Origin of the sequence: Xenorhabdus aichiensis (assembly GCF_028598775.1) — a bacterium.
Classification (GTDB): domain Bacteria; phylum Pseudomonadota; class Gammaproteobacteria; order Enterobacterales; family Enterobacteriaceae; genus Xenorhabdus; species Xenorhabdus bovienii.
The window spans coordinates 41206-54647 of the sequence record NZ_JAQRFO010000026.1 but is presented as its reverse complement, the minus strand read 5'-3'; the positions used below and the strand labels follow the sequence as shown (position 1 = coordinate 54647).

Below are 13442 nucleotides of genomic sequence, written 5' to 3'. Positions count from 1 at the left end.
GATGGGACGCAATACACTGAATTTAGGCAATGCCTTATTACAGCAGGGGCGACAGGCAGTCGTCACGCTCGATGATGGCCAGCCGATGGCGGAAATGCCAATGGTATTAACGCTGGATCAACTTCGCCCGAATCCGGATAACCCCCGCACCAGCCGCAATCCCCGTTATGACGATATTAAAGCCTCGATCAAAGCCCGTGGGCTGGATACGGTGCCGAAAGTCACCCGCGATCCGGACGGTGACGAGGTTTATATCTTCAGTGATGGCGGGAATACGCGTTACCAGATCCTGTCTGAGCTGTGGCAGGAAACCGGGGATGAGCGGTTTTACCGGTTGCATTGCCTGTTTAAGCCGTGGCCGGGGCGTTTACAGTGTGTGATCGGGCATCTGGCGGAAAACGAACTGCGGGGCGACCTGAGTTTTATTGAGAAAGCATTAGGCGTCTGTAAGGCCAGAACCCTGTATGAAGCTCAGAAACAGCAGAAAATCACCCTGCGTGAGTTGTCTGCGCTGCTCGGTGAAGCCGGTTTTCCTATAAGTATCAGCTATATCAGCCGGATGGAAGATACCGTGCAATACCTGTACCCGTGGATACCTAATCTGCTGAATTCGGGGTTGAACGTGCCGCAAATCCGTGTGTTACTGTCATTACGGCAGGATGCCGAGACGGTCTGGCAACAGCATGTTTTCAGTATAAACCCGGAACCCGTCCTGACCTTTAATGAAGTTTTTGGTTTCTGTTGTCGTAAGTTTGATGCGCTGGAAGACTGGTCGCCGGAGATGTTCCGGGATGAACTGATTGGCGATTTATTGCAGGCCCTGCCACACCCTCAGCTCAATTATGACCGCTGGATACTGGAATTAGATCCGAAAGAAAGCAACCGCCGCCAGCTCTTTGGTGAGCAGGCAACGATATTTGACGCAGCATCGATACCGGAAGCGTCTGAGCCGGATAACGCTAATCAAATTCGAGTGCAAAACAGGGAATCGAATCCGCGAATAATCACTCAATCTGTCACTGACAGGGAGCAGGCACCTGATACGGAAAGCGCTCCGGTCGATAAGACACAGGCACCTGCCCCCTCTCCCCGAAAAAATCCGGTTATTCCCCCTTATCAGCCGGATAGCGAGGATAACCCGCCTGAATCTGTTCTGCCTGCTCCCGACGTTGAATGCCTGCACTTTGCCCGAACCGGGCTGGAGCCGGTCAGTTCGGTCTGGGATATTTCCCCGATGCAGGACGATATCGAGCATCTGCAGAATATGGCCTTTCGGCTGGCATTTGAGCTGACCGAAGTGATGGGCTGTGACAGTGATTTGTTACCTGCCTCAGATGAAAGCGCGGCGGGTTTTTGTCTGGTGAATGCGCAGGAAGCCCGGGCTTTTTCGCGTTTATTGTTCAGCTTGACCGGAGAAAACACAACTGACGCCACGGAATTAACGCTGACCGCTGTTCTGCTCGGCACCGCCGGACGGGAGGATATGCCGTTACTGGATGATACCCAGACTGTGAAGTTCCTGCGTCTTATCCGGGTGCTCCGCCGTTTGCGTGAACTTCAGCGCCAGATAGCGCCGGAGGCAATAACGATGTCGTGATACCGGTACGGTGCGTGGTGTCTGTTTTCCAATGTGTTGTTCATTACGTTTTGACTGGCCTGATATTGGAGGAAGTAGATGAATCATTTATCGCAAGCAACCAACAGCCTGCTGATGCAGTTGGTGATGGATTTGAAGAACGGCTATATCCGTCGTTGTGAGGCACTGGGATTGGCGCCCGGTGAAATGCTGATGTTGCAGCGCCTGACAATTGAGGATTTGCATTATCTGGGCAATAGCCCGGTATCGGTGCTGAGCGTTCATATTCATCACGCCAATCTGGCCCGCATCTTACATCAGGCACGTATTGAACAGCAACGGATGCAACGTATTGACCGGGCACTGGAATTAGGCGGCTCTATTGAACTGATGCACTATTTTTTTGGCCTGTCGAGTCTGGAAATTGCTGCCCGGCGACGCATTGCCGGCATGACCGTGCGGCCGGGGCGCGGATCGCCCCTGACGGAAGCGGAAAACAGTGACCTGTGGCAGCGCTGGCAGGTGGCAAAGATTGCCGATGCGGACAGCGCCGAAGGGCTGGATATTATGCTGGAGATGGCTGCACATCATCAACTCTCGCTGACGGCTGTCTGGCATGCGGTGAAGGACTGGCAGCACAGCGAGACATCTGGACCTGTCAAAAAACAGGCATGAAGGCAATCAGTTAAAAATAAACAAAAAAGGAAACGATGTCAGGAAAATTAATGGAAATCATGCCCGGCCTGCATGTGCCCTTGACGACACCGCGGTCATTGTGTCGCAAGGTGCAACATCAGGTGAGCAGCTACCAGCGGGGTGCACGTAATTACGTCCGGCTGAAAGAAAAAGGCACCGGATATCTGAAAATCAATGTGGGGTTGTTCTGGCGGTTGTTAAGCCGTGATAACGGGCAATCGTGGGAGCTGATGCTCCATGAACGTTACAACAATGAAATTCGTAAATAGTCAGTGTTGAAGTCGTGTCATTCTGCATCTTGTTCAGCGTAACAGGGTGCAGCCCTGACATTATTTTTTACAGACAAAGAGTTAAAGACTAATGCCGGAGAAACGGGATCATGATAAACCTGTCAGCAGACAGCCTCATTGCACACACGATTGCCAAGATGAAAATGCGTCTGGAACAACGCACAGACGATGACGTCTCACAACTTCGCAGTGGTCTGCTGTTTATGGGCAATATTCAGGATGCCTATCCCCGCCGCCTGTTGCTGGATGATCGCCTGTCGCCGCTGGATAAAACCGGCTGGATGATGATCCGTCTGTATGCCCAGCAAAATGAAGGCGCGGTTTTCCCCAGCTATGACGAATTGCAGGTCCTGCTGGCGTCCCCCTATAAAGGCAAGGCATCGCGTGAAACAGTCAGCCGGGTATTACTGATGCTGCGAATAACCGGCTGGCTGAGTTTATGCAAACGTATCCGTGATGAGCATGGTCGGGTACGGGGCAACATCTATGCCCAGCATGATGAACCGCTGACCTGTCGTGATGCTGAAATTCTCGATCCCCACTGGCTGGATACCGTAGCAGAAGCGTGCCGCAGCAAAAATCGGACTATCAGCCAGACGGCCCGGGACGTTCTGACCGACATCAAAGAAGATCCGCTGATGCGCCATCGCCACAGCCATATCCGTTTACTGGAAGAACGGCTGAATGCCGTGCAGACGCCGCAGCAAAGAGTGATGCGTCAGTCTCTTCAACAAGAAGATCATCAATCCGAACTCAGGAAAATTAAGCCGGGTTCGGAAACCGAACTGAGTCAGTCAAAGGGGCAGGCTGAGCTGAATTCGGTATCCGAACTCAGCCTGAAATCAACGAGTTATAGCGGATCAACTAAACCGAACCGTTATGTACGTTCTTTTACACAGAATGTGAATAAAAAAACATACGTAGATCCGCAATCCGCTGTTTTTCTGCCGGAAGGGCTGTGTCGACAACTGGAGCCGGAAGATGTGACGATGCTGAACAGCCAGTTGCAGGCGCTGCCCGCTGAACAGGCGCAGACCGTGTTGAATTGTCTGGATAAGGCGTTACGGGCAGGGAAAATCGGCAATCCGGTCGGCTGGTTGCTGACGATGATGAAACGGGCACGAGAGGGAAAGCTGTATGCGCTGACTGAAATTGCTACCACCGGGTCAGTAGCTGTAAAAGCGCGTGTTGAGCTGACTCAAAAAACTGAGCGCCCTGTCTCACCCTCTTCACCCGCTCACGTCAGCAGCGTGGTGAAAGACATTCGCCAACGACTGACACGGGCAAAATACCAGAGTGATCACGTTGATTAAAAATCATACTTTGTTGCCCGGGGCAAAAAAGGTTAAAAATCATACTTTGGTGCCTGAGGCAAAAAAGGTTAAAAAGACATCTTTCCACTCTCTATACAATGGCGTATTTTTCTTTTTTCTCATAACTGGTTATTCATTGAGTCACAGCCTGTTTTGCCCTGATAGTTTGACTGACTTATCAAGGTCAAACAGGAGTCTTTGTGCATGTCTGATGCAGAAGAAAAAACCGCATCTCAGCCGCGTTTACGCGCAGGCGTCTTAACATCCTCGTTAACGATTGAACTGCATACCCACTATGCTATCCGGCTGTGGGCGGGGCGCCGACGGGAAGAAATCAGCAATACGCATAAGGTTGCGGAGATCCTGGGGATGCCGCAGGTCATTAGACGGGCGGGCAACATTAGTGTGGATTCCGCTGCGGATAATCCGTATGCCGATGTCTGGCTGGTGAAACTGGAGCAGGCACTGGCGTCGGCTTCTGCCAATCTTAAACAGAGTCTTGCCATTTTGCAGGATACCCTGAATGCCGTACCGAAGCAGATCACCTTATCCGCCGTTTCCTCTGTCGAACCGCTGAATATCGGGGTTTACAGTCATTCGCCGTTAGGCTACCGCTGTGTCTGGCTGCTGGTTGGTTACGACCAGCTGGCGATGAAAACGTTTCAGGCTTTTCATTACGGGCTGATTTCACGTGCAGAGCGGGATGCCTTTCTGCACAACGGCAGCCGTGCCATTCGCCAGATTTACGGCCTTGTGCGTTCTTACCGTTCACTGGCTGTCACCCGGCAAGATATTGCTGAGAAAACCCCGATAGGGCTTGACGCCATTAAACTGCTGGGTGAACCGCATCCCGATATTTTGTCAGGCAAGCAGAGTTCAGAGTTTTCCTCCCCATTACGTTCCACAGAACAAGGTTAATGGAGGTGGAAAGATGCAGCTTTATTTGTGTGAAAAGCCCTCTCAGGCCAAAGACATTGCCAAAGTTCTGGGGGTGAAACAGCGCGGGCAGGGATTTCTCTTTAGTACCCGTATTATTGTCACCTGGGCCATCGGGCATTTGCTGGAGGTGGCAGCACCCGAACATTATGGTGAGCAATTTGGCCCGCCGTGGCTGATGGATGTGTTGCCGGTGTTGCCTGTGCAATGGCAGTGGACGGTAAAAAAAGAGGCCGCCGATCAATTTGCAGTGATTCAGCAGTTATTGAAACAGGTCGATGAGGTCATTATTGCCACCGATGCCGACCGTGAAGGGGAAGTCATTGCTCGCGAGTTGCTGGAATATTGTCGTTTCACCGGTGCGGTCAGGCGGTTGTGGCTGTCGGCACTGGATGAAACCAGTATCCGGCAGGCACTGGCGGCCATCTTGCCGGGTGAGCAGACGGAAGCACTCTATCAGGCAGGGCTGGGGCGGGTGAGAGCCGACTGGTTGACGGGTATCAATCTGACCCGTTTGTATACCCTGAAAGCGCAGGCATTGGGTTTTGGTGAGGTCTTGTCCATTGGCCGGGTACAGACGCCGACACTGGCACTGGTGGTGAACCGAGATAAGGCGATAGATCAGTTTGTGCCAAAACCCTACTGGCAGGTGATGGCAAAGCTGGAAAAAGACAATACCCACTTTCAGGCTAAATGGCTACCCGCCGCGGATGATGGTGACGAAGAAAACCGCTGTACCCGGGAGGCCGTGGCGCAGGCCGTGCAACAACGTTGCCAGCAGGCAACGAAGGCCACGGTGATGGACGTCAGTAAAAAACGGGAGAAAAGCCCGCCGCCGCTCTGTTTTGATTTGGGGACATTGCAGCAAACGGCTTCCCGTCTCTGGGGCATGGGGGCGAGTCAGGTGCTGACGATTGCCCAGTCCTTGTATGAAACCCATAAAGCCACGACCTACCCACGCACGGATTGCGGATATCTGCCCGTGTCCATGCAGGCTGATATTCCGGTGGTGCTTACAGCACTGGTGCGAACCGATCCGGCGATGGCCGATATTATCAGCCAGCTGGACGAACAACTGGTTTCCCGCGTCTGGAATGACAAAAAAATCACGGCGCACCATGCCATTATTCCCACACGTCACGCCTTTGATCTCACCCGGTTAACGACCGATGAGTTAAAGGTTTATAAGCTTATTCGTCAGCATTATCTGGCGCAGTTTCTGCCAGCGCAGGAAACGGATGTCACCGAGGTGACGCTGGATATCGGCGGGCAACTTTTCCGGGCAAAAGGGCGGGTCAATGTGCTCACGGGCTGGAAGGTACTGTTTACTGAAAAACTTCCGGAGGATCAGGAAAAACCGGAAACTGATTCACCACTCCCGCGATTTCATCAGGGTGATCGCTGTCAGATTATTGAAGCAAGCATTCAGTCATTGCACACCAAACCACCGGCACCGTTTACCGAAGGCACTCTGATTGCCGCGATGAAAAATGCCGCCAGTCTGGTCAGTGATCCGCAATTAAAGCAGGTCTTGCGTGAGAGTGCCGGGTTAGGCACGGAAGCGACCCGGGCTGGGATTCTGGATACGTTGTTTAAACGCCAGCTGATTGAGCATAAAAAGAAAGCGATTCAGGCGACGCCACTGGCACGGGAACTGATTGCCGGGTTGCCGGAGGTACTGACGAGTCCGGGCATGACCGCATTATGGGAGCAGTCGCTGGATGATATTGCGCAGGGCAAAACGTCGCTGGCTGTTTTTATGCAGAAACAGGCGCAATGGCTTTTGCATTTAGTCGAACGAGGCAAGGCCCAGCCGTTGCACCTGACGTTACCGAAAACCCCGAACTGCCCGAACTGTGGCAGCCGGATGCGGCAGCGGCAGGGAAAAACCTCGCCGTTCTGGAGCTGTGTGAACTACCCGGGCTGTAAAGGAATGCTGAATGCCAAAGCGCTAACCCAATCGCGTAAAGCCAGGCGGGCAAATCAGAAAGTTTGAAGATCTGGTTGTTGATTGACGCGCTGACGGGATGCTTTAAGAATCAACCTGTTTTTTAAATGATCGGTGAGCCTGCAACGATCGCCTTTGGGTGGCTGTAAAACTCCCGTAGCCTGAAAGGGAGCGCCTCAACGCGGTACATTTGCACCCCTTTGGAAGCAGATATTGCCAACTCAGCGGCAATGAAGGTTCATTATTCTTTATCAGAACGTCAGCAACGTATACGTCTGACGCCCGGCGGGAAAAACTATTCCCGTCAGGGGATAGGATTTTCTCCGTCATTCCTTATTTTTTACCTCCATGGAGAACATCGTATGTCTGAGAACGCAACATCGTTAACCAAAAACGACTATTTCAACCTGAATATCAAAGGGCTGGGCTACTTGAATAATATCCGTCATGTCAGCACCGCCAGCGGTACGTTCCTGAGCTGTGTGATCAATGCATTAAATGGTCCCGGTGATAACCCAGTCTATGTGCGTTTTGATATTACCGTGGTCGGTAAAGAAGCGACCAGTCTGATCGGTCGTTGCCAGAAATCGGTGGATGAGGATAAAAAAGTGTTATTGGGATTTACCTTAAGCAACCCGTCCACCGATATTTTTACCCTGAAACGCGGCGATTATGCCGGTGAACAGCGCGTCAGTCTGAAAGCCCGTTTGATAAAGGTTGACTGGATCAAAATCGGTCAGGAGAAAGTGTATCAGGCCGAACAGTCCGACTCGACGCCACCACAGAATGGTGTTGCACAAGCAGAATATGCAGAAAACTCATTCTGATATTCCTTTTATCCCACCGACTTGCCCTGATGTTTCAGGGCAGTCCTTTTATTATCAAAGGCAACAGGATACAGAGATGAATATTACACCAATTGGTGTTCTGGCACTGCAATATTGCCATAAGCAGTTACCGTTAACCGTGTTGCGAAGCCGTGCAGGATTTTATATCGGCACATTGGATGAGGGGGAACCGTGCTCCCGTGAATCCGTGGAATATTTTGCCCACTGTGAGCAGGCGGAATTTGCCCTGAAAAAAGGGTGCTGGACGCAACGTAAGTTAGTGTAACAGGGAGGAAATTGATATGTCTTCGCGCGGCATTAACAAAGTCATTTTAGTAGGATTATTGGGGCAAGATCCGGAAATCCGTTACCTGCCAAAGGGTGGCACGGTGACAACACTGTCACTGGCGACTTCGGACAGTTGGCGGGATAAACAAACCGGCGAAACTCGGGAGAAAACCGAATGGCACCGGGTGGTGATCTTCGGCAAGTTAGCGGAAATCGCGGCGGAGTACCTGCAAAAAGGGGGGTTGCGCCCAATTCAGCGAAAAGTTCCATGATGTTAAAATTATTTAATTATTTCAAAATTTTAAATGAAAATGATCAGCCTGCTTCCTCGTAAACATCATACTCATCACTATCATCCATCTTTGATTCGAGCAGCGGGTCTACATTTTCTAGCAGACTGTCAAGACTGAATGTGTCGCTTTGTTCTGCGAAGATGTAGTTCCCTGCCAACTGGATATGGCTCCAGGCCACTGGGGAGAGATTGGCCAGTATTTCAATTGCCTCACTGTTACCTTGTTTTTCAAATCGTTCTACCAGTCCGGATAACAAGGCTGAATTGTAGTAGATAATGCAATTGGCAATCAGACGGGCGCAATCGTTCCATTGTTCAACCTGATAATCATTTCCGCCTCGAAACTGATTTCCATTGACAGACGCGATGGCTCTTCTGAGCTGATGATAGGCTTCTCCCCGATTCAATGCCTGTTGCACAAACTGTCTCAGTGTCTGGTTGTCCATGTATTCAAGCAAATAGATACATTTAACTAACCTGTCATACTCACGTAGGGCAGACAACGTCGAGTGAGTTCTCTTGCCATTTGACAGCTTTCTGACCACGATACTCTGATTGGTTGCCTTGCGGCTCAATGAACAAACAATATGCTGGATACGTTCCCATTCATCCATGATTAACTTGTTCTTTATCGGTTTTTTCAAAGAAATATGGAGTTTTTCACCCAGCAAGGTGATATCGAACAATTCTTCAAAGATTTTTTTGAACTTGGCATAACGAGGGGCAAACTGGTAACCGAAAATATCCAGCAAGGCAAAATTGACATTATTGATCCCATGATTATCCGTCGAAACCGAGAGCGGCTGGATATCACTGCTGTTGTTATAGAGCAGGTCAAAAGCAAAATGCCCCTCAAACTCATTCGGGGCGTTCACGGTAGTATTGATTGGAACATGATTGACGACCAGCGATAATGCTGATATCTGTGGCAGCCGGGCCTGCAACTGGGGCAGCCCTCTGCGCTGCTGGGCTACGGTATCGCGGAAAACGAACAGTTTGCGGATTTGGGCGCAGGTGCCGTGCCGGTGGCGTTCGGTAACTTTTAATTACTAAAAGAATCTTTTAGTAATTAAATTTTATTTATTAAAATAATTTTTTATTGACTTACTTAACAATATTTTCTATATTTATTAATATGTTTTACTTAATGTTTTAACAAAGAGGTAATTAAATTATGAAAATTAGTAAATTTTTATTAGTTAGTTTATTTTCTTTTGCAGGTATAGCTTCAGCATCTCCAACTTTATTTCAAAACAGTAATTTCACTAACCCAAATTTTGACACTGGTGGTGGAGTAATAGAGATTCCAATAATTGGATTATGTCAAGAAGGAATTCTTCCTAAAGAAGATTGCGAAAAATTACTAAAATAGTCATTTATGGCAAGATTTAGAATATAGTTAGTTGTTTAAAACAACTAACTTTTTATTTATTTATTTATTTATTTATTTATTTATTTATTTATTTATTTATTTAATGTCAAAATAACAGTTATTTAGAAAAAGTTAAAAATAAATGGAAACTTTATGAAAAATTCTAAAATTTTTGTAAAAACTTTATTAACTTCTATAGTATCTCTAAGTTTTGTAACTTCGGCTCTTGCAAATTCAAGTATTCCTAACGATAATCAAACTCGAGTACATATGGTTAATAATATTGAAGTTGTTGATATAGTTAACCCAGATGATAGAGGGTTTTCTTTTAATAACTTCAAAGAATTCAACGTTAACGAACCAGGTATGGTTTTAAATAACTCAGTAAATGGCACTGTATCTCAATTGGCTGGACAACTAAATAAAAATTCTAATTTATCTAAGCCAGCTCGAGTTATCGTTAGTAACGTTACTGGAGGTAATTTCACTCAACTTAAAGGTATGCTAGAAGTGGCGGGAGATAGAGCTGCAATATTAATAGCTAACCCAAACGGGATTGTGGCTAACGGAGCTAGTTTTTCTAATACCAACCATGTTCAATTAAGTACTTCTACTCATGCTATAGTAAACAAAGGTGATCCTGCCACTTTTCAATTAATTGGAGGTAAAGTTGTTATAGGTGAGAAAGGTATAGATAGTACTAATGTTGATAATTTAACTATTGAAAGTAGAGCTATAGATTTGAACGGAATGATTACAGGTAAAACTGTCAGTTTAGATACTAATTCTATACTAGCGGGTACTGGCATCGGTAATCCTGAAATTTCAATAGATACTGGTGCTTTAGGAGGTATCTATGCTAATAAAATTATCGTGAAATCTAATGAAAAAGGAACCGGAGTTAACCTAAGTAATTTAACCGGTACAGAATCTTTATTGGCGGAAATCCGAGGAACAGCGAATCTTTCTGGTCAGTTCAGAGGCGATAACTCTCTCTTTATATTTGCTAATAAGTTAAATAAAGAAAATGCAACATTCAAAACAAATGGTTTCCCAATAGTTGTTGAAGCGGATATTTAAACTAAACCTACATAATTAATAATTTAAAAAGAAACGGATTTTTTCAAATTTTATGTTCATTAAAAACTGCGTTAAATCTTCTTTTTTCTATTTGATTATGTTAACTTCTAGTCAAGCTAATACCTCTATTCCAAGCTCCGCTAATACCTCTATTATGGCGGATCAAGAGATTATTAAGCAAAGACAAAAAGAAGTATTAGAGGAGTCCCAAAAACAACAAGATTTAGGGTCAGATCTTAAATTTAATAAATCGAAAGAGCCAGAGGCTCAAGAATCTAAATTATCTTGTCAGATAATCAACGATATCGTTATTGAAGGCGCTACTATTTTTCCAAAATCTAAGCAAAAATCGCTAATAGAACAAAATATCTCTAAATGTTTAACTCAAAAAGATATTGAGTCTTTACTAGCTGAGATATCTAATTATTACATGATAAAAGGTTATATTACTTCTGGAGCTTTCATAAAACCAAGAAGTATATTGGATATATCTAGAGATAATTTTACTATTCAGGTCATAGAAGGGAAAATCAATAATATATTACTAGATGGTGAGAATTTATTAGAATTAAAAATGGCTTTTCCAAACATGAAGGAAAATATTCTTAACTTAAGAGATATAGAGCAAGGATTAGACCAGTTAAATAGGCTACCTTCTTATCAAGTTAAAATAGATATTCGGCCTTCAGATAAGCCCGGGTACTCAGATGTAATTTTGAAAAAAGATTCAGACAGATTACCTATCAGTGTAGATTTAAGTTTTGACAATAATGGTCAAAAAAATAAAGGTAATAATCAATTTAATACTTCTTTACAAATAGATAATTTACTACATTTGGCAGATTCTTGGACATTCTATGGTAATAAAGATACTGGATTTAGTAACAGTTATAGAAGTTGGTATTTCAATACTGGAGTAAGCATACCTTATGGATATTGGTTATTTAATTATCAATATTCAAAAAATGAATCATATCAAAATATTGTTATAAATGATTTTGGATCATTTCGATATATGGGAAAAGGAAATTCTCATTCTGTAACTGCAAATAGAACTTTATATCGAGATGGAAAACAAAAATTAAGCTTAAATATGGGATTAACTAAACGAAAAGCCGAAAATATTTTAGGAGAATATAAACTAGCTAGTGGTTCAGATTTAAGCACAGTAAATCTAGGATTTAATTATAGTTCAACATTACTAGGTGGATACTTTAGATCCAGCCCAACAATAGTTCAAGGGCTACATATACTAGGTGCCACTAAAGATAATGAGTTTAAAAACAACCCTAAAAGTAAATTTACAAAATTAACAGGGAGTTTGAGTTATTATAAACCTATAACTCAAGATATTTATTATTTTACCTCTGTTTATGGTCAATATAGCCCAAAAAATTTATATTCTAGCGAAAGAATGTCTATAGGTGGATTGTATTCTGTCAGAGGTTTTAAAGAACAATATGTTACTGGAAATTCAGGAGGATATTGGCGAAATGAAGTTAATTGGAAAGTAGCAAGTATTCCAAAATTAGGTGATATTTCATTAGTTAGCTCTTTAGATGCTGGATGGCTTAAAGAAGAAATAGCTAAATCTGCAGAAGGAGATACTTTAGTAGGAACATCTTTAGGGTTAAATTTGAATAATAAGATAAGTAATCATTCAATTACACTTGGAAAACCTTTAAAATACTCATCAGATCTTAAACCAGATAACAGGGTTTTCCACTGGTCTACTTCTTTTAATTTTTAATCAATAGGGTTATTATTATGACCATTAAAAACAAATTTAAATTAAGAGTGTTGTTTTCTTTAACATCCCTTGTGAGTATAAATATAGCTTTTGCAAATCCAGTTATCCCTAATGATAATAGAACTCAAGTAAATATAGTTAATAATATACCCGTAATAGATATAGCTACTCCTAATATTTCAAGAGTATCTCATAACGTCTATAAAGAATTTAATACTTCTGAAAAAGGTTTAGTGTTCAATAATTCATTAAATGGTACTACATCTCAACTAGTAGGACAACTAAATAAAAGCCCTAATCTTAGAAATAGACCAGCCGGAATAATTGTTAACGAGGTAGTTGGAGGCAATCTATCTCAACTTAAAGGTATGATTGAAGTAGCTGGCGATAGAGCTTCAGTGATAATATCTAACCCTAATGGTATTTCAATTAATGGACTTACTTTCAGTGATACTATTGGTGAAGCTAATTTCACCACTGGAACTATTACCTTTGATAAAAGAAAAAATTTAGAGGAGTCTAAAGTAACTAAAGGACATATTACTATTGGAGAAGATGGGATAAATACTAGAAATGTTAACTATCTTAATTTGTTTAGCAAAACTATCAAGATAGATGGAGATATTGAAGGAGATTATGTTTCTGTTCATGCTGGCGGTGTTTTAACAGATATGAAAAACCTTACTTATACTTGGATTGAATCTGAAGGTCCTAAACCTGAATTCTCAATAGATACTAGTGACATAGGTGGAATATACGCTAATAGAATCGTACTGATATCTACTGATAAAGGAACCGGAGTTAATTTAAATGATTTAGATGGAAAAAACCTGATTAAGATAAACGCCCCTTATAGTAGCACTGTAAATATTAATGGGGTTTTTAGAAATGATAATAACAATATAACTATAAATGCTAATAACTTAAATGATAATGGAACAAAATTAAAATGGTCTGATGATAAAAATAGATGGGAGCCAATTTAATATTTACCAGTCTTAGTTAAGAAGTATAAGTAATTCTATTAATTGCAAGAGACTTATATACTTTTCATAATTTCTTGCAATTTTTTTC

At 44.1% G+C, this 13442-nt stretch carries 13 protein-coding genes and 2 pseudogenes; 14 read left to right on the top strand and 1 reads right to left on the bottom strand.

Translation table 11 applies throughout. The features are described from left to right. The first annotated feature begins 1 nt into the window (after position 1). The 9 genes and pseudogenes from PSI22_RS12730 to ssb form a co-directional block, all read left to right on the top strand. The gene (locus PSI22_RS12730) at positions 2-1597 is read left to right on the top strand and encodes a ParB family protein (RefSeq protein WP_273580079.1); all 1596 of its coding nucleotides are present in this window, start codon (positions 2-4) and stop codon (positions 1595-1597) included. Positions 1598-1675: 78 nt separating this feature from the next. Beyond that, positions 1676-2251 (top strand): DUF2857 domain-containing protein, encoded by a 576-nt coding sequence (locus PSI22_RS12725; protein WP_038194411.1) that lies wholly within the window; start codon positions 1676-1678, stop codon positions 2249-2251. A 35-nt stretch (positions 2252-2286) separates the two neighbouring features. Then, the gene (locus PSI22_RS12720) at positions 2287-2541 is read left to right on the top strand and encodes a ParE family toxin-like protein (protein WP_273580078.1); all 255 of its coding nucleotides are present in this window, start codon (positions 2287-2289) and stop codon (positions 2539-2541) included. Between the two features lie 110 nt (positions 2542-2651). After that, positions 2652-3875, top strand: coding sequence for an STY4528 family pathogenicity island replication protein (locus tag PSI22_RS12715; RefSeq protein ID WP_273580077.1), 1224 nt, complete (start codon positions 2652-2654; stop codon positions 3873-3875). Between the two features lie 204 nt (positions 3876-4079). After that, on the top strand, positions 4080-4793 hold the full coding sequence (locus PSI22_RS12710) for a PFL_4669 family integrating conjugative element protein (protein WP_273580076.1): 714 nt from the start codon (positions 4080-4082) through the stop codon (positions 4791-4793). A 13-nt stretch (positions 4794-4806) separates the two neighbouring features. Continuing rightward, positions 4807-6807: a DNA topoisomerase III gene (locus PSI22_RS12705; protein WP_273580075.1), complete on the top strand. Its 2001-nt coding sequence runs from the start codon at positions 4807-4809 to the stop codon at positions 6805-6807. Between the two features lie 314 nt (positions 6808-7121). Beyond that, complete coding sequence (locus PSI22_RS12700) at positions 7122-7586, top strand: STY4534 family ICE replication protein (RefSeq protein WP_038194433.1); 465 nt, start codon at positions 7122-7124, stop codon at positions 7584-7586. A gap of 76 nt (positions 7587-7662) precedes the next feature. Further along, positions 7663-7872, top strand: a complete 210-nt coding sequence (locus PSI22_RS12695; protein WP_038194431.1) for a hypothetical protein — start codon at positions 7663-7665, stop codon at positions 7870-7872. 16 nt (positions 7873-7888) lie between these two features. Continuing rightward, a pseudogene (ssb, locus tag PSI22_RS12690) lies at positions 7889-8113 on the top strand (single-stranded DNA-binding protein); the annotation flags it as partial. Between the two features lie 76 nt (positions 8114-8189). On the opposite strand, the gene PSI22_RS12685 reads toward ssb, so the two are convergent. Then, the gene (locus PSI22_RS12685; protein ID WP_273580090.1) at positions 8190-9041 is read right to left on the bottom strand and encodes a Tn3 family transposase; all 852 of its coding nucleotides are present in this window, start codon (positions 9039-9041) and stop codon (positions 8190-8192) included. Positions 9042-9086: 45 nt separating this feature from the next. On the opposite strand from PSI22_RS12685, the pseudogene PSI22_RS12680 reads away from it, so the two are divergent. From PSI22_RS12680 to PSI22_RS12660, 5 genes and pseudogenes are all read left to right on the top strand, one after another. Then, a pseudogene (locus PSI22_RS12680) lies at positions 9087-9209 on the top strand (phage major capsid protein); the annotation flags it as partial. 131 nt (positions 9210-9340) lie between these two features. Next, positions 9341-9538, top strand: a complete 198-nt coding sequence (locus PSI22_RS12675) for a hypothetical protein (RefSeq protein ID WP_273580074.1) — start codon at positions 9341-9343, stop codon at positions 9536-9538. A 153-nt stretch (positions 9539-9691) separates the two neighbouring features. After that, entirely contained in the window at positions 9692-10618 is a 927-nt protein-coding gene (locus PSI22_RS12670) for a two-partner secretion domain-containing protein (protein WP_187649347.1), read from the top strand. Positions 10619-10715: 97 nt separating this feature from the next. Beyond that, positions 10716-12368 (top strand): ShlB/FhaC/HecB family hemolysin secretion/activation protein, encoded by a 1653-nt coding sequence (locus PSI22_RS12665; protein ID WP_273580073.1) that lies wholly within the window; start codon positions 10716-10718, stop codon positions 12366-12368. Between the two features lie 17 nt (positions 12369-12385). Next, complete coding sequence (locus PSI22_RS12660; protein ID WP_187649345.1) at positions 12386-13354, top strand: filamentous hemagglutinin N-terminal domain-containing protein; 969 nt, start codon at positions 12386-12388, stop codon at positions 13352-13354. Positions 13355-13442 lie beyond the last annotated feature (88 nt).

Excerpts from the sequence above, each read along its gene's own strand:
- PSI22_RS12730 (WP_273580079.1), top strand. The coding sequence starts at position 2 with ATGGGACGCAATACACTGAATTTAGGCAATGCCTTATTACAGCAGGGG.
- PSI22_RS12725 (WP_038194411.1), top strand. The coding sequence starts at position 1,676 with ATGAATCATTTATCGCAAGCAACCAACAGCCTGCTGATGCAGTTGGTG.
- PSI22_RS12720 (WP_273580078.1), top strand. The coding sequence starts at position 2,287 with ATGTCAGGAAAATTAATGGAAATCATGCCCGGCCTGCATGTGCCCTTG.
- PSI22_RS12715 (WP_273580077.1), top strand. The coding sequence starts at position 2,652 with ATGATAAACCTGTCAGCAGACAGCCTCATTGCACACACGATTGCCAAG.
- PSI22_RS12710 (WP_273580076.1), top strand. The coding sequence starts at position 4,080 with ATGTCTGATGCAGAAGAAAAAACCGCATCTCAGCCGCGTTTACGCGCA.
- PSI22_RS12705 (WP_273580075.1), top strand. The coding sequence starts at position 4,807 with ATGCAGCTTTATTTGTGTGAAAAGCCCTCTCAGGCCAAAGACATTGCC.
- PSI22_RS12700 (WP_038194433.1), top strand. The coding sequence starts at position 7,122 with ATGTCTGAGAACGCAACATCGTTAACCAAAAACGACTATTTCAACCTG.
- PSI22_RS12695 (WP_038194431.1), top strand. The coding sequence starts at position 7,663 with ATGAATATTACACCAATTGGTGTTCTGGCACTGCAATATTGCCATAAG.
- PSI22_RS12675 (WP_273580074.1), top strand. The coding sequence starts at position 9,341 with ATGAAAATTAGTAAATTTTTATTAGTTAGTTTATTTTCTTTTGCAGGT.
- PSI22_RS12670 (WP_187649347.1), top strand. The coding sequence starts at position 9,692 with ATGAAAAATTCTAAAATTTTTGTAAAAACTTTATTAACTTCTATAGTA.
- PSI22_RS12665 (WP_273580073.1), top strand. The coding sequence starts at position 10,716 with ATGTTAACTTCTAGTCAAGCTAATACCTCTATTCCAAGCTCCGCTAAT.
- PSI22_RS12660 (WP_187649345.1), top strand. The coding sequence starts at position 12,386 with ATGACCATTAAAAACAAATTTAAATTAAGAGTGTTGTTTTCTTTAACA.